The 22,117-nt window shown below is 67.2% G+C and carries 16 protein-coding genes; 1 reads left to right on the top strand and 15 read right to left on the bottom strand.

All coding sequences use genetic code 11. From position 1 onward, the window contains the following. Window positions 1-112 precede the first annotated feature (112 nt). Together RDV64_RS07125 and RDV64_RS07120 are read right to left on the bottom strand one after the other, a co-directional pair. Entirely contained in the window at window positions 113-997 is an 885-nt protein-coding gene (locus RDV64_RS07125) for a rhodanese-like domain-containing protein (protein ID WP_309198578.1), read from the bottom strand. 76 nt (window positions 998-1,073) lie between these two features. Continuing rightward, the gene (locus RDV64_RS07120) at window positions 1,074-1,874 is read right to left on the bottom strand and encodes a sterol desaturase family protein (RefSeq protein WP_309198577.1); all 801 of its coding nucleotides are present in this window, start codon (window positions 1,872-1,874) and stop codon (window positions 1,074-1,076) included. A 134-nt stretch (window positions 1,875-2,008) separates the two neighbouring features. Between RDV64_RS07120 and RDV64_RS07115 the strand changes: the two genes are divergently transcribed. Next, complete coding sequence (locus RDV64_RS07115; protein WP_309198576.1) at window positions 2,009-2,752, top strand: sulfite exporter TauE/SafE family protein; 744 nt, start codon at window positions 2,009-2,011, stop codon at window positions 2,750-2,752. Here the strand turns inward: RDV64_RS07115 and RDV64_RS07110 are convergent. From RDV64_RS07110 to RDV64_RS07050, 13 genes are all read right to left on the bottom strand, one after another. After that, on the bottom strand, window positions 2,749-3,243 hold the full coding sequence (locus RDV64_RS07110) for a PAAR domain-containing protein (RefSeq protein WP_309198575.1): 495 nt from the start codon (window positions 3,241-3,243) through the stop codon (window positions 2,749-2,751). The genes RDV64_RS07115 and RDV64_RS07110 overlap by 4 nt on opposite strands. An 18-nt stretch (window positions 3,244-3,261) precedes the next feature. Further along, window positions 3,262-4,542 carry a type VI secretion system ImpA family N-terminal domain-containing protein gene (locus RDV64_RS07105; RefSeq protein ID WP_309198574.1) on the bottom strand — a complete coding sequence of 427 codons (1,281 nt, stop codon included), beginning with the start codon at window positions 4,540-4,542 and terminating at the stop codon, window positions 3,262-3,264. A gap of 93 nt (window positions 4,543-4,635) precedes the next feature. Next, window positions 4,636-5,175: an OmpA family protein gene (locus RDV64_RS07100; RefSeq protein WP_309198573.1), complete on the bottom strand. Its 540-nt coding sequence runs from the start codon at window positions 5,173-5,175 to the stop codon at window positions 4,636-4,638. Window positions 5,176-5,223: 48 nt separating this feature from the next. Next, window positions 5,224-6,768, bottom strand: a complete 1,545-nt coding sequence (locus RDV64_RS07095) for a caspase family protein (RefSeq protein ID WP_309198572.1) — start codon at window positions 6,766-6,768, stop codon at window positions 5,224-5,226. Between the two features lie 251 nt (window positions 6,769-7,019). Continuing rightward, complete coding sequence (locus tag RDV64_RS07090) at window positions 7,020-9,482, bottom strand: autotransporter outer membrane beta-barrel domain-containing protein (RefSeq protein ID WP_309198571.1); 2,463 nt, start codon at window positions 9,480-9,482, stop codon at window positions 7,020-7,022. Window positions 9,483-9,705: 223 nt separating this feature from the next. After that, on the bottom strand, window positions 9,706-12,186 hold the full coding sequence (locus RDV64_RS07085) for a protein kinase (protein WP_309198570.1): 2,481 nt from the start codon (window positions 12,184-12,186) through the stop codon (window positions 9,706-9,708). Further along, on the bottom strand, window positions 12,186-12,950 hold the full coding sequence (locus tag RDV64_RS07080; protein WP_309198569.1) for a protein phosphatase 2C domain-containing protein: 765 nt from the start codon (window positions 12,948-12,950) through the stop codon (window positions 12,186-12,188). The genes RDV64_RS07085 and RDV64_RS07080 overlap by 1 nt, the downstream gene beginning before the upstream one ends. Continuing rightward, window positions 12,947-13,555: a type VI secretion system-associated protein TagF gene (tagF, locus tag RDV64_RS07075; protein ID WP_309198568.1), complete on the bottom strand. Its 609-nt coding sequence runs from the start codon at window positions 13,553-13,555 to the stop codon at window positions 12,947-12,949. The genes RDV64_RS07080 and tagF overlap by 4 nt, the downstream gene beginning before the upstream one ends. 6 nt (window positions 13,556-13,561) lie before the next feature. Continuing rightward, window positions 13,562-17,080, bottom strand: coding sequence for a type VI secretion system membrane subunit TssM (tssM, locus tag RDV64_RS07070; protein WP_309198567.1), 3,519 nt, complete (start codon window positions 17,078-17,080; stop codon window positions 13,562-13,564). Between the two features lie 9 nt (window positions 17,081-17,089). Continuing rightward, the gene (gene icmH / locus RDV64_RS07065) at window positions 17,090-18,586 is read right to left on the bottom strand and encodes a type IVB secretion system protein IcmH/DotU (RefSeq protein ID WP_309198566.1); all 1,497 of its coding nucleotides are present in this window, start codon (window positions 18,584-18,586) and stop codon (window positions 17,090-17,092) included. 2 nt (window positions 18,587-18,588) lie between these two features. Then, complete coding sequence (tssK, locus tag RDV64_RS07060) at window positions 18,589-19,920, bottom strand: type VI secretion system baseplate subunit TssK (RefSeq protein ID WP_309198565.1); 1,332 nt, start codon at window positions 19,918-19,920, stop codon at window positions 18,589-18,591. A gap of 37 nt (window positions 19,921-19,957) precedes the next feature. Beyond that, window positions 19,958-21,469: a type VI secretion system-associated FHA domain protein TagH gene (gene tagH, locus RDV64_RS07055; protein WP_309198564.1), complete on the bottom strand. Its 1,512-nt coding sequence runs from the start codon at window positions 21,467-21,469 to the stop codon at window positions 19,958-19,960. An 81-nt stretch (window positions 21,470-21,550) separates the two neighbouring features. Next, a complete protein-coding gene (locus RDV64_RS07050) occupies window positions 21,551-22,108 on the bottom strand; it encodes a DUF6931 family protein (RefSeq protein ID WP_309198563.1) in 558 nt (185 codons plus the stop codon). Between the last annotated feature and the right edge of the window lie 9 nt (window positions 22,109-22,117).

The raw sequence follows: 22,117 nt of genomic DNA, 5'->3' as shown, positions 1-22,117 counted from the left end.
CCCTGATGCAAGCGTGTGCCGGGCTCGGACCGCGTCAAGGGTGAAGGCTCCGCCCGCCTGCGGCGCCCTTGACCCGGCCCGATCCCTCCCGCGACGTGCGTTGGGCGTTGGCTTACTCGCCGGGGACGGCCTCGCCGCCATTCTTGACCCAGCCGACCATGCTCTCCGGGTAGAGCTTCACGTTGTCCTTGCCGGCAAGCTCGGACAGGGCGAACCAGTTGGTCGCCGCCCAATGGCCCGTGTTGCAGAAGGAGACGATCTCATCGCCCTCATCCGCGCCGAGGCCGGTTGCAAGGTCGGCGGCGTGCGACGCATTGGTGATCTTCACGTCGTCGCCATCGAACCAGTTTGCGAAGGGCAGGCTTTCGGCGCCCTTCAGCGTACCGGCTTTCGCAGCGACCTTGTGCTTGGTCTCGCCCTTGAAGAAGGGGTCTGGCCGTGCGTCGATCAACGTGCCTTTGCTCTCGCCGGCGACGATGGAGGCGACGTCGCCGGCCTCGACCATCCATTTGTCCGACAGGGTGAACGTCTCGTCATGGGGGGCAACCGCAACTGCGTCGGTTGAGAGCGGCTCGCCTTCGGCAGTCCAGCCCGCGATGCCGCCGTTCAGAATGGCGATCTCGGGGAAGCCTGCGGATTTCAGGGTCCAGTAGACACGGGCTGCGGCGCCGAAGTCGGTCTGGTTCGCGCCGGACGACACGACGACCACCTTGTCCTGGTGGTCGAGGCCCGCATTTTGCAGCACTTCGGTGAGCTGAGCGTCGCCGATGACGGCGCCGGGGTTGTCCGCCGGGCCGCGCCACTTGCCGTAGGGCGCGTTGACGGCACCGGCGACATGGCCGGCGGCGTAATCGTCAGGCGAACGGATGTCGACGATGGTCACGCCGTCCAGCGCGGCAAGATCGGACGGGGTGAGAAGCTTCTGCCAGTCGCCGGCGGCCTGCGCACTGCTGGCGGCAAGGGCAGCCGCCATCGCGGTAAGGAGAATGCGTTTCATAAGAGCGTCTCCGTATAGGGTTTTTCTATTCGTGCCACTGCACATAATAGAAAAACCTGCGGTGACAAGCGCCCGGTCAGATGTCGCGGGAGAGGGCGACGTCGCGCGGTTCGGGCGCGTCGCCACCGGCAACGCGCGTCTCCATGGCCACCACGGCGTCGTCATACCTCGGATGGACGGTGCCCATCACCCGGTCCCAGACCGAGAAATGGTTGGCGAAATTGTAGTTGAACGTCGAGTGGTGAAGATCGTGGAACGTCACCGATGCCAGCGGCCATGGCGCGCGCGAGGACGGCCCGGCCGCGAACTCGAAGCCGGAATGGCCGATCATGCCGTTGAAATGGTCGAACACCCGGTGCGCGACGAACACGAACGGCGAGAACGGCGCGATCAGCGGCATGAACAGGAAATAGCTCTGCTGGGTGAAGGCATCGAAGAAGGTATCGGAATAATTGCTCCACACCGTGGGGGCGACCGACTGGTGGTGGAGGAGATGCCACTTTTTGAAGGCGCCGGTGTGGCCGAGGCGGTGGACCCAGTAGAACCACGTGTCGAACAGGACCACCGAGGCGCCGAACATCAAGGGCGCGGACCACCAGGTGAGCGCCAGCGGGTCGAACAGGGTGTAGCCACGCAGCGCAAGGTGCAGGCCGCCGGCAAAGCAGGCGCATGTGACGATGAGCGACCGCGCGCTCGCCGCGATTTCCTTGTTGCGTCGTTTCAGGCCGTCCCGGCGCGGCTGGATCTTGCGTTCGGGATGGTGGTTGGCCCATGCGGTAAACAGGACGCCGAAAATCAGGTATGAGCCGAACGTGAGTGCATAGGTCAGCGCCCAGAGCAGCGAAAAATCCGCAAAGCTTTCAACAAGGCCCGACATGGTGGACTCCACTTCGACAACGCCGCACGTCTGGCACTAAACGATAGACGACAAAAACGAAAGCGCCGGACAGCGACGCCCAGCGTTGCACGAAACGCGCGGCAGCCGGAATCCGGGAGATTGGACGGGGGTTTATGGAGGAGTACGGCTGGCTCGCGGGGGCGATCGGTCTGTTGATCGGCGGCATCCTGAAGGGGGCCACCGGGGCTGGGGCGCCGATCGTCGCAGTGCCGGTGCTGGCGCTGATCTACGATGTGCCGCTCGCGGTGGCGGTGTTCACCACGTCTTCGCTGCTGTCCAACATCTGGCAAGGGTGGCGCTATCGCGGATCGCAGGGGTCCAAAAGTTTCGTGTGGTGGTTCGCCGGGATGGCGTCGGTGGGCACGATTCTCGGCTCCCTGCTCCTGGTGACGCTGCCGTCGGAATTCCTGATGACGTCTGTGAGCGCGCTGGTGTTCCTCTATATCGTGTTCCGCCTCTTGCGGCCGGAATGGCAGCTTTCGGAGCGGGCGGCGGGGCGGATTGTGGCGCCGGCCGGCTTTCTGGGCGGAATGTTGCAGGGGGCGGCGGGGCTTTCGGCGCCCATCTCGCTCACCTTTCTGACTGCGATGAAGATGGAGCGGGCGCGGTTCATCGCCACCGTGTCGGTGTTTTTCGCAATGACGTCGATCACGCAGATCCCGACCCTTTACGGGCTCGGCGTGATGACGCCGCAGCTCTTCGGCGTCAGCCTGCTCGCCTGCATTCCGGTGTTCGGCGGCATGCCCATCGGCGCGGCGCTGGCAAAACGCTTCTCGAAGAAGACGTTCGATACCGTGATGCTGGCGATCCTCGCCGTGGTCGCCTCGCGGCTGGTGGTCGAAGCGCTGTTCTTCTAGCCGATCGACACGGTGAAGTCGCCGGAGACGATCTTGTTTGGCGGGCCGACGGCTTCCAGCAGCGTGTCGCCCATCCGGCAGGCGGGCAGGTTGTTGATCAGCACGGTGGGGCTGCCATTGATGACGACGCCCACGCCGTGCGGCGGGATCGGCAGCGGCGTGCCGCACATGTGCTTGTCCGCCATGCCGGCCGCGCTGGAGATGGTCGAGCCCATGGTGGCGGCGGCAGCGGCCTTGGTGGTCTCTTCGGCCGCCTTGGCGGCGGGGGCGCCCGGCGTTCCGGCGGCGGCCAGCGTGGCGGTTTCGGCCACCTGGATGGTGGTATCGCTCACCTGCTTGGCGGCCTGAAGGCCTGCGGCAACGGCGGCCATCACCCCGCGCCAGGCGGGCTTGCCGCCGATCAGCACGGTCACCGATCCGGGGCCGGGTGCGAGGGCAGGGGGAATCGGGTGGACGACATTGTCGGCGACCCGTGCAGCGGGCTTACCCATCGGTCAAAACTCCTTCGATCATGCGTCCGGCACCGTCAGTTCGGTGAGGAGCGATGCAAAATCCTTCGACATCAGTTCGCGGGCTTTATCGAGCAGAAGCGGGATCGGGTTGGACGGTTCGCTCACCCTGTACCAGCGGGCGACTTCGGACAGCAGCGCCGTGGCACTTGCCCGGTCCGGCGCCGCATAGTCCTGGGTGGGGCTTTGCTCCTCCGCCGCTTCCACTTCGACGTAGGCGAATTCCTCGGTCAGCTTTTCCATGGGAAGCGAGATCCGCTTGCGGCCCGGCAGCGGGATGGCGGTGGAATAGACCGCATCGGGCGCAATCTGCTGGATCAGTTGCGGAAACGTGAGGCCGATCAGCGCCTGCGACTTCTTCAAGAGGAGGAAGGCGGGGCTTGAGGGTTCGTTGTGCTCGAAATAGCGGGAGGCGGCGATGAGGGCGGCCTTGGCGTCCCACAAGGTCTGGACGGTGCCGATGGACGGGGTGGCGCCGGCGTCCGCCGCGGGAGCCGCCGGATCCTCTGCGGTCTCGTCCTCCGGGGCGGCTTTGGCAAGGGCGGGATCGCGGTTGGCAACCGATCCGTCGAGGAAGGCCGCCATCTTCTCCAGCATTGGCGCAAGACGCCTGAAGACGAGGCTGGAGGGGTCGGTGTCGCGCGCGGCCCAGAGGAGGGTGATGGCGGCAAGATCGTCCACCATGCTGGCGGCTGTGTCGCGTGCGGCCACCAGCACGTCGAGGTCGCAGCGGGCGAGAACGCGTTCGATGTCGGACTGGCTGGGGTGGCTGTCGCCTTCGCGTTCGCTGAGGGCACCGCTGGCCACCGCATGGTCGCGGTAGCAGACCTGCCCGTTCCGGTCCGACACCAGCGGTGTGTATTGCAGCGGCAGGACAAAGGCCGCGAACTCGTCGAGCCGTTCCACCGCCACGCCGCGCAGGATGTGGACGCTCTCGCCGGCTTCCGGCTGCACGGTGTCCCACCGTTCGGTGAGATAGTGGCGGATGAGCGCCATTGCGGCGGCGGTGTTGGGGAGGCTTGCCTGCAGCGCGGCGATTTTGGCCAGCGCCACCAGCAGGCGGACGTCCCGGCTGCGATCGAGGAGGGCAAGGGTCCGCGCGCCGAACGTGTCCAGATCCGGGTTGATCTTGCGGAAGCCGAAATAGAAGTCGTCGGCCTTGGTGGGCAGGAAGCCTTCGATGTCGGCTTCGAACTGGGCAAATTGCGGGTCGTCGCCAAGGTCGGGGCCGTCGCTGCCGTCCGCAAGCGGAGCGGCAAGGCTCGTGAAATCAATGTCCATCGGGGGTCATCATGGGTTGCGCGCGAGCCCATTGGCGCCCTGTTGCGCGGATTGCGCAGCAGGGCGCCGAAGGGTCACGGCGTTGCCCGCTGGCTACTGGATGTCGGCCAGGGAGGCTTCCACGCGGCGATTTTCGGCGGCAAACGGGTCGAGGTTGATGGGCTGGGTCTCGCCATAGCCCTCGGCCTTCAGCCGTGCGGACGATACGCCCTTGTCCACCAGATAGGCGACAACGGCATTCGCGCGCCGATCCGACAAGGTGAGATTGAGGCCGTCGGCGCCGCGCGCATCGGTGTGACCGTCGATGTGGAAGCTAGCGCGGGACAGGGCCCCGGTTGCAGCCTCGGCAAACACGTCAAGCTGCTGGCGGGCCTCCGGCGTCAACTCGGCAGAGCCGAGCGGAAACTGGATCTGGAGGTTGAACGGCTGCGGTGCCGCGGCGGCCTCGGGCGCGCCGCACTCGGTCGGCGTGCCGATGCACAAGGCGCGTGTCTTGCCGAGGTTGGCGCTCTGCGAGAAGTGTTTCACCACATCGGACACCGAGTAGGTGTCCTCGGCGGATGCAGCGCCGGCGGTGAGGGCGAGCCCCGTGCCCAGAACGGCAACGCGGGCGAAGCGGGTCAATACGATCAACACAAGCTTTCTCCTTTGAAGGGGGCGGCGAAATGGATTGCCGCTCGATTAAAAACCGATACCAACGCCCATCTGAAGGTCGGGCGGCAGAGCCTCGCGACGTTGCGCGCGGCGGGAGACCTGGGCCTTGCGGCTCTGGCCCTTTGCGGCGCGCTTGCGGAACGAGGGAACAGTCTTCCTGCTGGCGCGCTTCGTGCGTTGCTTGCGCACGGTCGCGCGGGCCGGGGTGCGCTTTGCGACGTTGACGCTCTTCTTGCGCTTGATGATCACCGGCTCGCGGCAGATCCGGCCCGAATCGAGGCTCGTGCGGTTCAGCATCGAGACTGACGGGTCGAGGCTGTCCGCCGAAAGGTTCTTTTCCTTGAGGTATTTGCGCAGGGCGCCGCGTGAGCCGCGTCCCCAGTCCCCGTCGATGCGCATCCGGTAGCAGCCGAGCCGCTGGAGTTCGGTCTGCAGCTTGCGCGCAAGTTCGCGCCGGTCGACCGGCTGCGGGCCGGGCGCGCTGGCCACCGGGCGGCCGTCGTCCAGCCGGGCGAACATCAGCGTTTCCAGCACGTCGTCGCTGCGCTGGCTGTCGGCCGGGTCGGTGTTGGACGGCGCGGTGCTGGCGATGGCGATGTTGGACACCGGGTCATCGCCCGTGCCGTCTTTGGCAGCCTTTTTCGTGCCGTCCGCGGGCTTTTCGTAAAGCTCCTCGAACTGCAGCGGTGCGGGCTGACCGAGGACGGAAACGCCGCGCTGGCGGGCCCGGAAGACGGCGGGCAGGAAGCTGAGATTTTCCTCTTCACGCGCCTTCAGGAAAGCCTCCAGCTGGCGCGGGTCGTTCAGGATTTCGGCGGCGGCGATCCGCAGCGCGGCGGGGTCCAGCACCTGCCGGTCCGTGAAATAGAACTGCGCCTGCAGCGACTCCTGCGTCCATGGCGTTTGCCGGTTCAGCGTCAGGTCCTGGGTCTCGTTGCGCACGGCAATCATCAGGTCCGACACGCTCTGGCCGGGGGTTTCGAGGTGGGTGGCCATGGCCAGCGCAAACGGGCTGTTGTTGCCCTGCCCGCCGAACGAGACCTTGCCCAGCTCCGTGGAGAACGCGATGAACGTGTTGGTGCCGGCTTCGATCTGCGCCAGGCCGTCGATGGTGTCGGCGTCGACCGAGGGCGGCAGCGGGTTTTCCCGGCACGCATCCATGAAGATCAGCGTCGGCCTGTCGGTATTTGCAAGCTCGGCCACAAGCGCGTCGAGCTGCACGGTCTGCAGCGGGATGGCGCCGATGGAGGTGAGCTGCGCGTCGACGGGAACCACGTAATTCTTGCCGTCAAGCTGGAAGCCGTGGCCGGCATAGTAGAGGACCACCGCTTCGGCATTGTCGATCTTGGCGCGGTTGCTGGCGAAGAGGGTCGTCAGCTCGTCGAGCGTGAGGTCGTAGCCCTCCACAACGTCGAAGTTGAGGCGGCGAAGCGACCGGGCCACGAGCTTGCCGTCGTTGATGGGGTTCTTCAACGCGTCGACGGTGAGGTTGTCGTAGTCCTGGTTGCCGATGACGAAGGCGACGCGCGGCGGCTCCGAAGCACTGATATCGCGCGCATCGCTGGCTGCCATGGCGGCTCCGCAGAGCCCGAAGCCGGTTGCGACAATGGTGGTACAGATCGCCTTAAATAAACGCGTTGTGCGTTTGAGGCTTTTCCCAAGCATTCTCGACGCCTCCCCTCATGCTGACGAAATATAATTCGCGCCAGTGTGCCGTCTAGATGGGGAAGACGATAGCAGCTCCCCCTCGCTTCTCCAATGTCCGGGAAGTGGGGACCTTCGCGGGAGCAGTCAAGCAAGAGACCATCATTGTGTGATCGGGATTACGAATCCCGTCCGCCGCCAAAGCGATAGCTGAGAGACAGTTTTCCGAAGATCGAACGCTGGTCTTCCGAAAGACGTCCCTGAATGGCGGCGCCTGCGGTCAGCCGCTCCGTGAGGTTTGCTGTGGCGCCAAGCTCGCCGCCGACCGTGAAGTCCGCGTCGTCGAAGGAGAAATTGGTGCCGTTGATGCCTGCGGTGTTGTCGTAGCCGACCCGCAGCTGCATCAGCGCGCGGGCGGTCGGGTTGATGCGCACGCCATTGTCCAGGACGAATGCGGTGGAGACGCCCGGCTCGAAGTTGAGGAGGCCGTAGCTGGTTTCGCTCTCGCTGAAGTTGGTGCCCACCGAGTCGGTGAAGCTGTTGCCGTGGAAATAGACGTAGGAGCCGCCGAAGCGCAGGTCGAGGCGCACCCGATCGGCGATGGGCATGTTGCGGCCCACTTTTGCCGACAGGATCAGGCCTTGCGTGCCGTAGCTGCCCTTGCCGTTGTTGTCGCCGTTGGTTGTGTCGGTTTCACCGAGCAGGCCCGCGACGCTGCCCAGCGCATAGTTGAGGTTGCCCTCGCCCTGGATCTTGCTGACCAGAACCGAGCCGCCCAGCACAGCGCCTTCGTTGAAGCCGGTGCTAGTGAACGGCGTTGGCGGCCCGCCATCGAGGCTGCGGTCCAGCGACACGTAGGACTGGACGTAGCCGCCGAAGACCGACAGGCGCAGACCGATATCCTCGATGCCCCACTGGGCGGAGGCGTCCAGCTCGCCGGTGGCAAAGAGCGAGAAATTGTCTGCGGTGAAATCGGGGGTCGCAAGGTTCGTTCCGCCGCCGGAAACCGAGTATCCGTCGTGGAAGACGCGGCCGAAGGAGCCGTTGGAAAAGACGCCGAACGTGGGCGAGATCTGCGTGCGGCCGGCGCCTCCGCCGAAGCCTGTGGCGCCATCGGCAAGCTGGGTGTTGATTTCACCGACCTCACCGCTGGTCAGCGCGGCGGCGGCGCCGTTGGCAACTGCGGGCGGCGGGTCGAAGGAATCACCCGCGTCGACAGCGGCGGACACCAGGACGACCGTGCCGTTGTTTCCCGGCCGCAGGGTCAGTTCGCGCGTCGGATCGTAGTTGGGGCCGATGCCCTCTGCGCTGAAGGTCGACAGCGCGGCCTGGATGAAGCGCACTTCGCTGTCGCCGTAGATTTTCGCGATCTCCACCTCCACCTCGCCGCTGGTCGGCGCGACAAAATTGACCTGGAGGATGTTGCGGCCAGAGATCTGGTCTTCCAGCTGCCGGTTGATCCGGCGCCGGTCGAAGATCAGCTGGTCGGCCCGCTGGTTGGCACTCACCGCATCCACGTCGAACCGAAGGGTGGAGTTCTGGAACCGCCCGGCCGAGATGCGCAGGCTGTCGTCCGCCGCTCCGTCCACCGCGTCGATGATGGAATTCTTTGCCACCAGTCCGCCGCGCGAGCCGCCGGAGATGAGGCTGACCGCCCCGGAAATCGCCAGACGCGAGTTGTTGATGAGACGCAGCTCGTTGATGCCCTGCTGGCCCGAAAGGCGGAATTTCGAGCGGGAGACCGCAAATTCGTCCACGCCCGACAGGTCGAATGTGGGCGCGCTGCTGCCGCGGCTCAGGAAGTTCGTGCCGGTGAGGGACACGTCGGTGGTGCCGGTGCCTTCGATCGTAACGGTGCCGCCGATCCGGGCGCCGTTCTTTTCCTTGATGTCGACGGTCTCGAAGCCGGTGATGGCGCCGCCAACCTCGCCGCCGGTGAAGTTCAGCGTATCGCGGCCGGTGCCACCGGCGAGGGTCCCGTCGATCCTGCCGTCGAACAGGGTGACGCTGTCATTGCCGGCGCCTGCGTCCACCGAGCCATAGCCGAAGCCGCCCCAGGTGATCGTGTCGTTGCCGCTGCCTGCCAGCACGTCCATCGACGCGAAATAATTCCGCGAAACCTGAATGTTGTCGTTGCCGGAGCCGGTGTCCACCGACGCATTGGTGGGAAAGCTCGCCCGCGGCGGCAGTGAAGTCGTCCGGCCCGGCGCGAGATTGACGCGGCGGCCGAAGATCACGGTGTCGTTGCCGGCGCCGGTGAGGATGGTGCCCTCGTACCTGGCGTCGCGGATCACGAATTCGTCGTCTCCGGCACCAAGGTCCAGAAACGCTTCGGTGTTTTCGACGGTAATTGTCTGCACCCGCAGGACACTGTCGGATCCCTCGGGGTTTCCGGTCACCAGCAGGCGGTCGTTTCCTGCAAAATCGGTGGTGACAGTGCGGTCCCCGGAGAGGGTCAGCTCGTCGGTGGATCTGCGGTAGGTCAGCGTCTGGGTGAAATCGCTCTGGCGGCAGTTCACCAGAATGGGCGAGGCGTTCTCAATGGCGCAGGCGGCAGCGGCGCGGTCGGGCGCCGCGAGGGAAACAGCGCCCAGCGCGACAGCGGACAAAGAAACACGCAGAAAGGCCTGACGGAGATCCATCCAGAAATACCTCGGTCTGATCTGCCGGTCCGCAATATTGGCAGCAAGTTTTAGAAACGCTTTTGCAACTTGCCTTACGTTTGCGCAGGCGCAACGGCAAAAGGGTCAGAAGACCGCTCATCCGCGCCGTCAGCCCGATTCGCTGCGCGGTTGTTGCCAGGCTGCAACATCCGCCGATGCTGTCCACAGCTTGTCCGCTGCGGCGCAGAGTCTTCAGGTGCCGTCACTCGCCGTATTTAAAGTAACGCAGAACTGCCTCGACATTGCTGCTCTTTGTAAGGCCCGCACGAATTTGCGCGATTTCCGCGGCTGCACTGCCGGCAGCGGAAATCTCGACTGCGGGCAGCGCATTGCCAGCGAGGGCCAGAAGCAGGTGGCCGCTTTCCGGGCCTGAGGTGCCGCTCATCACGGTGTGGAGTGCCGCGTCGTCCTGCCCGCGAGTGATGAGGTCGTCCAGCCCGTAAAGCCGCCCGTCGCTGGCAACGAGGTAGATCCTGAGGTCGCGCCCGTCGAGCCCGGTGACGGCGCCTGACAGGACGTCGCCGGGCTTGATGATGTCCTTGTCCAGCTGAAAGCGCAGCTCTCCCTCGTCACGCGGGGCGACCGCGTCGGCAAGGTCCACCAGCGGGCATTGGGCCGGCGTCACGATCTGAAGGTTGATCTGCGCCTCGAACCCGTTGCTTTCCTTGAAGTTGCTGTCGAACTCCTGAAATGGCGGGACCGTGTCGCCAAAGGCATCCACCACGGCACTGGCCTCGCCGTAGCTGGTCAGCCGGATATGGGTGCAGGGGCCGAGGCGGGATTGGCGCACATAGCGCAGGACGCTGTCCTGCGGTTCGCCGCTGGGGGCGAACGCACTGTCCGGGTCGATGGCCGCCAGGTCGACTGGCGGCGCTTCCGGATCCGGCGCGGCTTCGGTCACCGGCACGGAACCGACTTGTTCCGCGGCAGTGACCCCTTCAGGCTCAGCGGCGGTTTCGGGCGTGTCAGGCAGCGCCGCCACCACGATAGTCTCGGCGTCCGGCGCAGGATCGTCCGCGATCTCCTGATCTGGCGGGGTGATTGGCGCGGGCTCATCCTCCACCCGCACCGGCGTGATGATGGCGGCCGGCCGGGATGTGTCGTGCGTCACGGATGCGGTGCCGCCCGGCGCGTCCGTGGGCTCTGGAGGGGTCGGTTCGGCGCTGGCCTTCTGTTCCGGCGGGGGGGCCGTGAAGGCATCCGGATCGGACGTGTCCTCGGCAACGGTGGCGTCCGCCGGCTCCGAGGGCACCGGTTCGCCGGTGCCTGCTGGGTCCGGAAGAGCTTCGGGGTCTGGTGCGGGCGCGGCCTCTATGGCGGCCGGCTCCTGCGCCACGGGCGGTTCTGCATCCGGGATGGCGGCCGTGGCGGGCGCTGTGCCGGGTTCCGGCGCCGGGGCAGTTTCGGGCACGAGGGCGGCAACCTCGGGCGGCGGTGCTTCGGGCTCGGCATCCGGTGCGCTGTCGGGGGGCGCCTGGGTGATCGCTGCCGGCGGCGAGAGCGGGCTTTCCGGCGGGGGCGCCTGGTTGGTGACGGGCTCGGCGTTGTTTGCGGTGCTGTTGGCGGTGGACCGTGCGTCTGCCTCCAGGACGGCGTCCTCGGCGGGGTCCGGTACGGGGACGAGGGCAGGCGGTGCGGCGCGCGCGGGTTCCGCGCTGTCGGCCTGGCGCATCAGGGGCGGCGGCCCGTTTTCGGCGTCCGGCGGAATGTCGTTGTCGCCCTCGGTGAGGTAGAGCGCGCCGCCGCCCGCAACGAGGCTCGCCACCACAACGCCGGCGGCAATCTTTGCCCAAGGGCGTGCGCCGCCCTTTTTGGAAATGCCCGTCCGCAGCGCGTGGGCCTGCTCCACCACGGCGCCCATCGAAGCCACGCGGTCCTGTGGCTTGGGCTGGGTCATGGCCGTGAGGAGGCCGCGCAGGCCCGGTTCGACGCCGGAAAGGTCCGGCACCTTGCGGCGCTTCTCCACCACCTCCAGCTGCGTGCCGCCCATGTTGAGGCCGCGCCCCAGCATCGCCTCGGCCAGCACGATGCCGAGGCTGTAGATGTCGCTGCGCGCATCCACGCTGCCGCCATAAAGGCCGAGCTGCTCGGGCGACATGTAGTCGAACTTGCCGGCAATGGAATCGCCGATCACCGTGCCGCCGCCAATGGTGGCCGCCCGCGCGATGCCGAAATCGATGATCTTGGCGCGCTTCACGTCGCGGGCCGGGAGGATCACGTTGTCGGGCGAAATGTCCCGGTGGAAGATCGAGAGCGCGTGGGCGGCGCGCAGGCCGTCGGCAAGGCGCTCTGCCAGCGACAGCACCTCGTTGCGGCTGAGCGAGCCCTCGCCCGTGATATCGGACAGCGAGGTGCCCTCCACGAACTCGGTGGCGAGATAGGGCCGCCCGATGCCGGGGTCGGACGTGAACAGGTAGTAGCGGACGATGGCGTCGTGGAAGAGCTGGTTGAGCACCGCCGCTTCCTTGCGAAACAGCGCAATCACCTGAAGATTGTCGGCCATCTCCGCCCGGACGATCTTGATGGCAACAGCGTCGCCGGTCTCCACATTGTGGGCGCGGTAGACCATGCCCATCCCGCCCGCGCCGATCTGCTTCTCGATCTCGAAGATGCCGTTGAGGCGGGTGCCGGGCGGGATGGTGAGGCCGAAGCCGGCCACGCGGGTGGGTTCGTTGCCGGACATCACATCACCTTCCGCGCAGGATGAAAGACGGTGGTCTGGTTAGTGTCCACGTCGGCACGCACGACAATCACGCTCACGTTGTCTTCTCCTCCACGCGCCAGCGCCTGCTCGATCAAAGCCGAAACCGCCGCTTCCGGCTCGTTATGGATGACGTAATCGCGAATTTCGTCGTCGGTTACATGCAGCGTCAGCCCATCGCTGCACAAGATGAAGGCGTCACCTGCGCGCAGGTCGCCGTAGAGCACCTCCATCTCCAGCTCGTCGTAGACACCCACCGCGCGGGTGATGGCGTTCCGCCCCTTCCACGCAAGCGCTTCCTCCCGGCTGATGACGTTGCGGGCCAGAAGGTCGCCAACCTCGTTATGGTCGCGGGAGAGCTGGGCAAGGCGGTTCTGGCGGATGCGGTAGAGCCGGCTGTCGCCGGACCAGACGCAGGCGACGTATTCCTCATAGGCCAGCAACGCCACCACGGCGGCGCCGACCACGCGGGCCTGCTGCGCGTGCGCGTAGGCCACAAGTTCGCGGTGCGCGCGGGTGAGGCGGTCCTGCGTGCGGCCGAGGAGGTCGTCGGCGGAGGTGGCGCGGCCGATTGTGGTCATGGCGGCAATGACGGTGGCGCTGGCGTGGTCGCCGGCCGCCTCGCCGCCCATGCCGTCGGCCACCACCCAGATGCCATGGTCCGGGTCGGACAGGAGCGCGTCCTCGTTGCGGGTGCGCACCCGGCCTTCGTGGGTGCCGGTGGCGCAGTGGAACCGGAACTTCATTGCGGCAGGGCCTTGGTTGGCCCGTCTGCCGCCACCGTCGGCACGGCTGGCGCCGGACCGGCAAGGAGGGCGGCAAAGGCGGTGGGGGGCGGCAGTCCCGCAAAGGCCTCCCGGCGCGGGGCGTGTCCTTCTCCGCCAAGGGTCCACCATAACGAGCCGTCCACCGGCGCCTCCACCGAACCCGCAAGCCCGGCCGGGATTGCGGCAAGCCGGTCCAGCAGCGCATCCAGCGTCGCCTCGTGGGACAGGGCGGAGAGGAGCGCGGCCTCGACCGCGGCGAACCATCTTTCGTGATCGGGCCGGGGCGCTGCGAAGTCGCGGCCATGGGGGGCAAGGTCCAGCGCCAGAAGCGGGAAGTAGCGGCCCACCTTGTCCACCGACGGCATCAGCACGCCCGCCGCGCCGGACCCCGCCACCGACGCGCTCCACCAGAACCGCCACAGCGGCGCGCCGAGATAGGCGTCCAGCCACGTCGTGCCGAGGGTGGCTTTGCTCTGCGCCATCGCCTCCTGCAACCACGGCTCGATCTGCTCCAGAACAGGGTTCGGCACCCCGCGGGCGATGAAGTCCCGCCGGGCGGGGAGTTTGCCGAAGAGGGCGAGCACCGCGGCTCAAAGCTCCGCCGGGCAGCGGAATTGTCCCAGCGCCGGCAAGGTCAGCGGGTTGATGCCGGCGTTGGAGACGAAGCTGAACGAGAGCTGCTTGCCGCCCACGTTGAAGTCCACCACCAGCTTGCCGTCACTGGCCACCGCACGCCCGGCGCGCACCAGGCGGAACAGCGCCCACGGCCCCTGCGTGGCAATCCGCTCGGTTCTGGCGCTGGGGCCATAGGTGACGGACACGACGGCCTGATTGTCGGCATTGTCGCCCGGCCACTTCACCGGTTGCGAGTATGCGATGCGACTGGCGTGGACGAAGGTGCGGTTGATCCGCAGGACGCCGGAGGACGCGGTGGGGTCCAGCGCGCGGGTGGTGACGATCATGTCGAACTTCGGATCGGCCGACCCGTCTGCGAAGAAGGCCTCGGTGATCTCCGCTGCTTCCTCGAAGGCGCGCAGCGTGCGTTCCGACAGGTCCACCTGCGGCAGCCACTGCCACTGTTGCCCGGTCTTGTCGATGTAGGTGTCGAGATTGGCCTTGCGGAAGCCGTCGAGCAGACCGTCCGGCTTGAAGAGGGTGGCAAAGTCCCCCAGCGTCATGTCGCGGGCGCTGTCATAGAAGGGAAAGCGGTTGGCGAGGATCGCCTCGCACTGCTGCGTCACCTCCCGGTTGAACGATTGGGAGACGCGCGTGACCCGCTCGCCGCGCAGGTCCGACCCCACATCGGCGATGGCGGAGAGAACGAGACGGGAGGCGGGTTCGGGCAGGCGGGCGGCGTCTGCCCGCAGCGCGGCGAGTTTTTCGTTCAGCGCCTCGATGTCGGCTTCGGTGTCGGTCGTGCCGGCAGCAAGGTTGATGAGCCTGTCGTGCAGCTCGCTGAGCGATGCGATCACCGGCGGCAGCGCGGGTTCCACGTCGGCCGCCATCAGCTCGTGGATGGGGGCAAAGGCGTTTTCCACGGCGGCGCCGGGCTCGGTCTGCACGCGGTCGCGCACGGCGGCGCGGTTGTCGAGGTCGGCCGCGATGGTGAGCTGTGCCGGACCTTCGGCGGACGCGGTTTCGGCGGCATCCGGTGCGCGCTCTACCGCGGTAAGCCGCGTTTCGTCCGATACTGATTGCATCAGCTGGCGCAGCGGCGAGGCGGGTGAGGACAGGGCGCGCAGCGCGGTGTAGCGCGGCTTGTCGATGGCCATCGGCGTCAGCAGCAGCCTGTCCAGCATCTTGCGCCAGACGTCGACGTAGCGCGCCTGATACTTGGCGAGAAGGTCGGCCTGGAGGGTGCCGTACTGCTCTGCGAAGGCGCGCTGGTTGGCAGCATCGCCGAACAGCCATTCCTCGGCTTTCATTTCTTCCTCGATGGCCGGCAGGCGGTTGATGAGCGCCTTCTGGAACCCGGCGCGGGTGAAAAAAGAGGGGATCACCACGTCCGTCAGCGGGTCGCCTTCGCGGGTGCGGAACACGGTTTCGGCATCGGAGCCCGCCTGCTCCTCCAGCGACCAGTCGAACAGGGCCGGGTCGGCGGTGGCGTCGAGCGCGAGGCGGGAGAAGGCGAGGTCCGCCATCGGCACGCGGGCCAGAACGCGTTCGGCATCCTCCACCAGCGGCTGGTTGGGCTCGATGCCGATGGGGCGCCCCTGGTCGAGCTGAAGGAGGGCGGTGAGGTGTTCGCGCAGCGCCTCCCGGCCGCGGGCGTTGAGAATGCCGGAATAGACGTTCTCTTCCCAGTCGCGGACCATCCAGGCGACGATCACCTCGTCGTCCGTGTTCTGGCCGGTGAGCATCTTGTAGACCTCGAGCGTCTCGTAGACGAACTCGGGCTTGTCGAGGTTGGCGTTCAGCACCTCCTCCACGCGCAGGATCAGGCGGGAGCGGAACGAGCGTTCCAGCGCGCGGTGGTAGGCTTCCTCGGCGGCAGCGTTGAGGCGGCCGCGCTGGCTGAGGCCGAAGCCTTCGCGCATGGGAAGGTCCGCGCCGCGGGTGGCGTAGCCGACGGGCATGGTGCGCAAGGGGTAAAGCAGGGCGGACTGCGCTTCGTTGAGGTCCGGGTCGTCCACCGCGCGCTCGCCGATCAGGCTTGCAGCGCCCACGCGATATTCCTCCACCGCGTCATCCACATCGCCGATCAGCGCGTTGTTGGCGGCAAAGCTGACCCCCAGCGCCGCGATGCACACGCCCGTGACCAGCGCCACAGCGGCCAGGCCGGCAGCGCGCAAAAGGCCGTCGCGGCGGATCCGGGCACGGTTGTGGGTGACCCACCCCGCCTCACCGAAGATGACCCTGGTGAGGAGGTTGGTGAGGAAGAAGCTGCGCCCCTTGCCGGACATGCCGGACGCGGGCGCGTCGCCCTGCCCGAGCGCGCGGGCGCTGGCGCCGATCAGCTGGTCAAGCGCGGTGCCTTCCTGTGTGCCGGAGGTGAAGTAGAAGCCGCGCAGCACCGCGTTGGCGTGGTAGCGCGTCGGCTCGAACACCCGCGACAGGAAGGTCATCACCGGTTCGCGCAGCGCATTGAACTGGGACGGGAAGCCGAGGATCAGCGAGCGCCGCGCCTGGTTGGGCTCGGACTGAAGCCGGTCCAGCGTGTTTTCCGACAGGCGCATCACGAGGGCTTCCAGCTCGCCCGGCACGTCGGTGATGGTGTTTTTCGTGCGGTCCTCGGTCTGGAACGTCGCGCCCCAGACGATCTGGCGCTCTTTTTCGCGCAGGTCGCCGAAGAACTCGCCGAAACCCTGCAAGAGGTCGGCCTTGGTGAACATCACGTACACCGGGAAGGCGACCTTCAACTTGTCGTAAAGCTCGACGAGGCGGGTGCGAATGGCGTCGGCGTGGGCGTTGCGTTCGGCCTCGCTCATGGTGATGAGATCGTCGATCCCCATGGCGAGAATGACGCCGTTGATCGGCTGGCGCGGCCGGCTTTTGCGGATGAGGTCGAGGAAGGCGAACCAGGAGCGGCGGTCGAGGTTGTCGTCGCCATCGTCCTCGGTGCCGGAATCCTGCGTGGTGTAGCGGCCTGCGGTGTCGATCAGCACGGCGTCTTCGGCAAACCACCAGTCGCAGTAGCGCGTGCCGCCGACACCCTCGACCATCGCCTTCGCGCCGCCGGTCATCAGCGGAAACTTGAGGCCGGAGTTGATGAGGGCGGTGGTCTTCCCCGCGCCGGGCGGGCCGATGATGACGTACCAGGGGATCGAATAGAGGTAGTCGCCCCGGTTTGCGGTGGACTTCTTCAGCGTTGCCAGCGCGTCCTTCAGCCGGTCGGCAAGGACGGCGCCATCGTCGGCGGCGGGCTTGGTGATGCCGTCCTCCAGCGTCCGCGCCTTGCGGCGAGCCCGCAGGAAGCCGACGCCGAAATAAAAGACGATGAAGAGCGCAATGGCGGCGCAGACGATGGCGCGGTTGAGCGCGCTCGTCAGCGGATAGAACCCGTCCGTGCCAATGGACGGGCCCCAGAACCACACCACCATTATGAGCATGGCCGCGCCGCCGAGCGAGCCTGCGGCGCGGACGTAGCCGAGATAACCGAGAATTTGCATGGGCGGCTCCTACTCGGTCTCTGCGATGACGATGTCGACGCGCCGGTTGCGGGCGCGCCCGCCGGCGGTGCCGTTGTCGTCGATGGGGACGTTGGCGCCCTGGCCCTTCGTCTCGAACCGCTCGGGGTTGCCGGAGACCTCGCGCAGGAGACGCGTGACCGCCTCGGCGCGCTTGACCGAAAGGTCGTAGTTGGAGGCGAAGCGCACGCCGCGGTAGGGCACCGAATCCGTGTGGCCGATCACGGTGACGGCGCCGGGCACCTGGTCGATGACCGGGGCGATGCGGGCGATGATTGCGGCGTAATCGTCCGAAATGTCGGCGCTGGCGGAGCGGAAGAGAACGAGGCCGGGACGATCGCCGATGGTGAGGCGAAGGTCGCCGCCGCATTCGCCGATGTCGATCCGCGCGCCCTCGATGTCCGACAGAAGCGCCGCGCGCACGTCTTCGCACGGCGTGGGCGGCGGCGGGGCGAGCGGCACGGGCTCGGCAGGCGCTACGACGATCGGCTCGGGCTCGGGCGGCAGAGGGGCGGGGGGCACATAGTCCGGCCGCACGAGGGTGACCGGGGCCAGCGGATACAGCGCAAGCAGCTCCTCCTCCACCTCCGCCGCGCCGCCGGACAGCATCAGCCGCAGGCCCAGAAAGCTCCCGAACACCAGCGCCAGCGCGAACGCGGCGACGGCCCAGAGCGGCACGCGGTTCCGCTTGTCGCGCGGCTTGATGCCGGACCCCTGCCAGCGGGGCGACAGCTCGAAGCTTTCGCGCGGGCGGACGCGGCGGATCACATCGTAGAGGTCGCGCTGGATCTGCTGGAGCGCGGCCATGCCGCCCGGCGACGTGCGGTGGACGCCCTCGAAGCCGACGGCGAGGCAGGCGTACATCAGCTCAAGGACATCGATGTTGGCGAGCGGGTCCGCCTTCATCCGGCCCAGCTCCTCGAAGAAGCGGATGCCGCCGGTGCGCTCGCCGAAGAACTGGGACAGCATGGAATATTGCGTCCACAGCCGCCGGTCGTCGACGGGGATGTTCTGGACGACGTCGTCCGCCGTCGCGGCCAGCGCATACTTGGCCACCTGCGACTGGTCGGCCGAGTATCCGGACTGGGTCATCGCCGCCTCGAACCCGTCGATGGAGCGTGCCACCTCTTCCATGATGGTGGCGGACTGGGCACGCACCAGCCCGGCGCGCAGCTTGCCGAGCATGAGGAGGAGGGGGGCCGCCGCGCGCAGCATCTCGTTGTTGTTGAGCGCTGCCTCCGAGCGGAGGAGCGCTGCTGCGCCGATGGGCGAGTTTTCCGGGTTGGCCGGGGGCGCGCCGGCACCGGCACCGGCACCGGCACCGGCTGGGGCGCCACCGTTGCCACCGCCGCCGGCCGGCCACGGGTCGCGGCTCCATTCGTCGGTGGCGGGCGGGTCCATCGGCGCAGGCTTGTCGGCCACGGGGCGCCGGCCGCCGGGGTTGGGCAGGATGACGGTTTGCTTGTTGCGATCGCCATCCGATGCCATTGCTAGCGTCCTTCAATCACGGCCCAGAACTCCAGCTCGAGTTCCGGCCAGTCGCCTGAAAAGTGCATCCCCACGGCGCTCGCGGTCGAGAATTCGGGCCAGAGCGGGCTTTCCCGGTCGAGCGCGAAATAGACGTGATCGGACATCACGCGAAGCTGCGGCGGCGGGTTCGGCAGGTGGACGAGCGGCACGCCCGGCAGGTGCGCGTGGACGATATCGCTCATCTTGGTGTTGGGGCCGAGCTTGAAAAGCTGCGGGAAGCGCTGCTGGATCTCGGTCAGCGGCCTGCGTGCGGACACCTCCAGCACGAAGGTCGCCTCGCGGAACAGCGCCCGGTCGCGGATGGTGGACACGAATGCGTTCTGCGCCCGCTCGATGATCTCGAGACGGATGGCGCGGCGCGAGAAGCGGGCCGACAGGAACTCCTGAAGGTCGCGCACCACGGGGGCAAACGTGCCTTGCAGGTTGTCGTGGTCGTACTGGGGGTAGAGGCGCGCGCGGCGCTCGGGCGTCGCAAACGTGGCCATCTCGCCGGCAAGGCGCAGAAGCTCCATGTAGACGCGTTCGGGGTGGGTGTAGCGCGAGGCGCGCAGGTGCCGAAGCGGCGGCAGGCTGCGGTTGAGGAGCTGGAGCACCAGATAGTCCGCGCTCTGAAGCCCGCCGCCCGCGCTGGGGTCTGCGGCGTAGCGGGAGAGTTCTTCGAGCTTGGTTTCGACCCAGCCGATCGATCGGTCGAGCCAGCCTTCCGCGTTGGGGTGGGCGGCGATGGTCAGCACCGGGGGCGTGAACCGCTCGTCGAAGATGATCGTGCGGTCGCGCACCTCGACGATCCGGGCGACGGGCAGCACCGCGTAGCCTTCCTTGCGGGTGCGGCGGACCTCGTATTCCAGCCGCGGCTTGGCGAGGTCCACGTCTTCCTCGGTCTGCGTCTGTGCGGTGGAGTCGGCAATCAATGCGCGGTCGGCGTAGTAGCGGGTTTCGCGGTTGGCGGTGCGGTCGCCGATCTCGCGGGCCCCTGCGGTGGCGACGGGCATGGTCAGCCACACGATCCGGTCGGCAGCATCGTCCGCCACGGCAATGGCCTGCGCCACCGTGTCTTCTGGGATGGCGAAGGGGGTGCCGTCGGGCAGGATGCCGGTGGCGGCGCGCAGCGCGAACATCGACTGCTGGGCAAGATCGGTGTCGATCTCGAAGGTGGCGAAACCCCACGGGTAGGGCGATGCAAGCTGCGTGCGCTGCGCGAGCAGATGCTCGAAGTACCGGTCGTTCTGCTGCAGATGTTGCGGGCGGAGAAACAACCCCTCCGACCACAGGACTTTACTGTTCCAGTTCATTGCGCGCCCGTGTTGCCGCCAGAGTTCCCGCGTGTCCTCACCGTTCGTTGATCGCCCGGTTGTAGGCTTCGCTGAAGCACATCATGAAAACGTCGACCATGCCATTGTCGTGTTGGCTGGCACGCGCATTGTAGCGCTCCTTGTATACCTCCCAGAGCTTTGATTTTCTCGATGAAACGCCGGGTAGCGAAAAGCCGCCCCGATCTTCACCGCCGCTCGCCTCGATGGTTGCCGGGTCGAGATCCTGCAACATCCGCTCCACGGCCGATTGCATGGCGGCGTAGAGCGCCATCTGGTGGGTGCCCAGCTCGGTGAAGCTCTCCTCGAGGGATTCCTCGATGGAGAGATAGCTGCGGCTGGGGGGGCCGAACAGCACGTCCGCCGCCGCGCCAGGCGTCGGCATGAACTTGAACGGGTTGTTGCCGACCGCCTGCACCTGCGTCGCGGTGCCGGAGCGCATGTAGCCGCGGGAGGCCGCGCGGGCCTTCATCAGCTTTTGCATTCCGGCGATGGTGATGGTGATGAACTCGCCCACCTTCTGTGCGGCGTCTTCCGGCGTGTCGGCGGCCAGCCGGCTGCGCGGAACGTCCAGCGCCTCGGCCAGTGCGTTGAAGAAGCGCTCCATCTCCGGGCCGGCGGGAGGGGGCGGCGCGGTCCCGGCCGATGACGCCTCCGCTGCCGCGGCGAACCCGCCGGGGCGCGCAGCCTCGGGCGCCGCGTCCGCTGGCGGTGGTTCTGGCGCAGCGGGTGGCTCGGGCCTGTCCGCTTCCGGAAGGTGCGCGGGCGCTTCCGCCTCGGGTGGTGCGGCCGCTTCTGGCGCTGCTGCCATTTCCGGCAGGCTGGCGGGCGTCTCGGGGTCGTCCTGCCACGGGCCGCCCGTCTCTGCAGAAGGGCTGACAGGGGGGCGGGCGACAGGTTCGGGCGCCGGCGGCGTTTCCGGCACGGGCGGTGTATCCGGCACGGGCGGTGTGTCCGCCACGGGTGTCGTGTCCGGCGGGGGAGGAGGTGGTGGCGGCGGGTCCGCCGGACCGGCAGACCTGTCCACGGCGGGCAGATCCACCACCCAGTCCAGCATGTCGGCGTTGACGGGCTTCGCCTCGCGCTCGCGCCGCTTCTCCGGGCGCTCGGCCGGGGCAGCGCCGTCGTCGGTCACGTCCCACAGGGCGGCGGCGGAAAGCTCGGGCGGGCCTTCCGGCGCCGGATCTATCGTGCGCGAGGGCGCATCGCCGCCGTCCACAAACACGTTGATGAGGTAATCGCCAATCGAGATCCGGTCGCCGGTGCGCAGCCGCGTCGGTTCGGTCAGCCGCCGGTCGCTGCCATTGAGATAGGTGCCGTTGGTGGACACATCGGTCAGCCAGTAGCCGCCATCGCGATAGCCGATTTCGCAGTGGCGGCCGGACACCACGCGCGCCGGATCGGGCAACGTCCAGTCCAGGTAGGAATTGCGCCCGATATCGACACTCCGGCGCCCTTCCACCAGCAAAGACGTGGGTCCGCCGTCAGACAGGTTCGTCATGTTGTCGAGTTCGAGACGCAGCGCAACCAAACGGTCATTCCCTCTTGTTCATTGTTCTGGCGGCAATAAAGATAAACCGCATTTGATAATTATATTTCGCGCAGGGCGCGGCTAGTCAAAATGGTCTTCGATGTCATCGTTGGCAACTGCAATGGCTTCGTCAAGGCAGCGTTCGAGGCGGGCGCGGCGTTCGCGGAATGGTGCGCGCGAAACCGCAATCAGCACGGCGGCGCGCACGGCCTTTGCGGTGAGGTATGGCGGTGCCGCTACCGGCGCCGGCTGATCGCCGCCCGCAATGTTGCCGCCGGACCATCCGGCCGCGAACGCGATCCAAGTGGCCTGATCTGCGGATCCGGTCGCTTCGGCAATCTGCAGCGCTGCGATCCGCTGGGCCTCCTCCGGCTCGGCCACCCAGGCGTCGGCTGCCGCGAGTGCGCCGGTGGGGTCTTCGGTGCCCAGCGCATGCAGGCAGCGGCAGCCCCACCACACGGCTTCACGCCGCGGTGCCAGATAGGCGAAAAAGGACAGGCAGTCCTCCGGCGTCTCGCTGGCGGCCAGCTGCCTTGTAAAATCCAGCGGCGGCGTCTCGCTTGCGGCCGCCTCCACGTCGTCCTGCAATGTCGGGAAGGCCACGAAAAGATCTTGCGCCGTCTCAAATTTAATTCTCAAGAAAATGCC

Source organism: Acuticoccus sp. MNP-M23 (assembly GCF_031195445.1).
Lineage (GTDB): Bacteria > Pseudomonadota > Alphaproteobacteria > Rhizobiales > Amorphaceae > Acuticoccus.
Note: the sequence above shows the minus strand (reverse complement) of the source record. Positions and strands in the feature narration are given on the sequence as shown.

Bases quoted from the DNA above. Each gene is read 5' to 3' on its own strand.
- RDV64_RS07115 (WP_309198576.1), top strand. From the start codon at position 2,009: ATGGAGGAGTACGGCTGGCTCGCGGGGGCGATCGGTCTGTTGATCGGC.
- RDV64_RS07090 (WP_309198571.1), bottom strand. From the start codon at position 9,482: ATGGATCTCCGTCAGGCCTTTCTGCGTGTTTCTTTGTCCGCTGTCGCG.
- tssM (WP_309198567.1), bottom strand. From the start codon at position 17,080: ATGCAAATTCTCGGTTATCTCGGCTACGTCCGCGCCGCAGGCTCGCTC.
- RDV64_RS07120 (WP_309198577.1), bottom strand. From the start codon at position 1,874: ATGTCGGGCCTTGTTGAAAGCTTTGCGGATTTTTCGCTGCTCTGGGCG.
- RDV64_RS07105 (WP_309198574.1), bottom strand. From the start codon at position 4,542: ATGGACATTGATTTCACGAGCCTTGCCGCTCCGCTTGCGGACGGCAGC.
- icmH (WP_309198566.1), bottom strand. From the start codon at position 18,586: ATGGCATCGGATGGCGATCGCAACAAGCAAACCGTCATCCTGCCCAAC.
- RDV64_RS07110 (WP_309198575.1), bottom strand. From the start codon at position 3,243: ATGGGTAAGCCCGCTGCACGGGTCGCCGACAATGTCGTCCACCCGATT.
- RDV64_RS07125 (WP_309198578.1), bottom strand. From the start codon at position 997: ATGAAACGCATTCTCCTTACCGCGATGGCGGCTGCCCTTGCCGCCAGC.
- RDV64_RS07095 (WP_309198572.1), bottom strand. From the start codon at position 6,768: ATGGCAGCCAGCGATGCGCGCGATATCAGTGCTTCGGAGCCGCCGCGC.
- RDV64_RS07085 (WP_309198570.1), bottom strand. From the start codon at position 12,186: ATGTCCGGCAACGAACCCACCCGCGTGGCCGGCTTCGGCCTCACCATC.
- RDV64_RS07080 (WP_309198569.1), bottom strand. From the start codon at position 12,950: ATGAAGTTCCGGTTCCACTGCGCCACCGGCACCCACGAAGGCCGGGTG.
- tssK (WP_309198565.1), bottom strand. From the start codon at position 19,920: ATGAACTGGAACAGTAAAGTCCTGTGGTCGGAGGGGTTGTTTCTCCGC.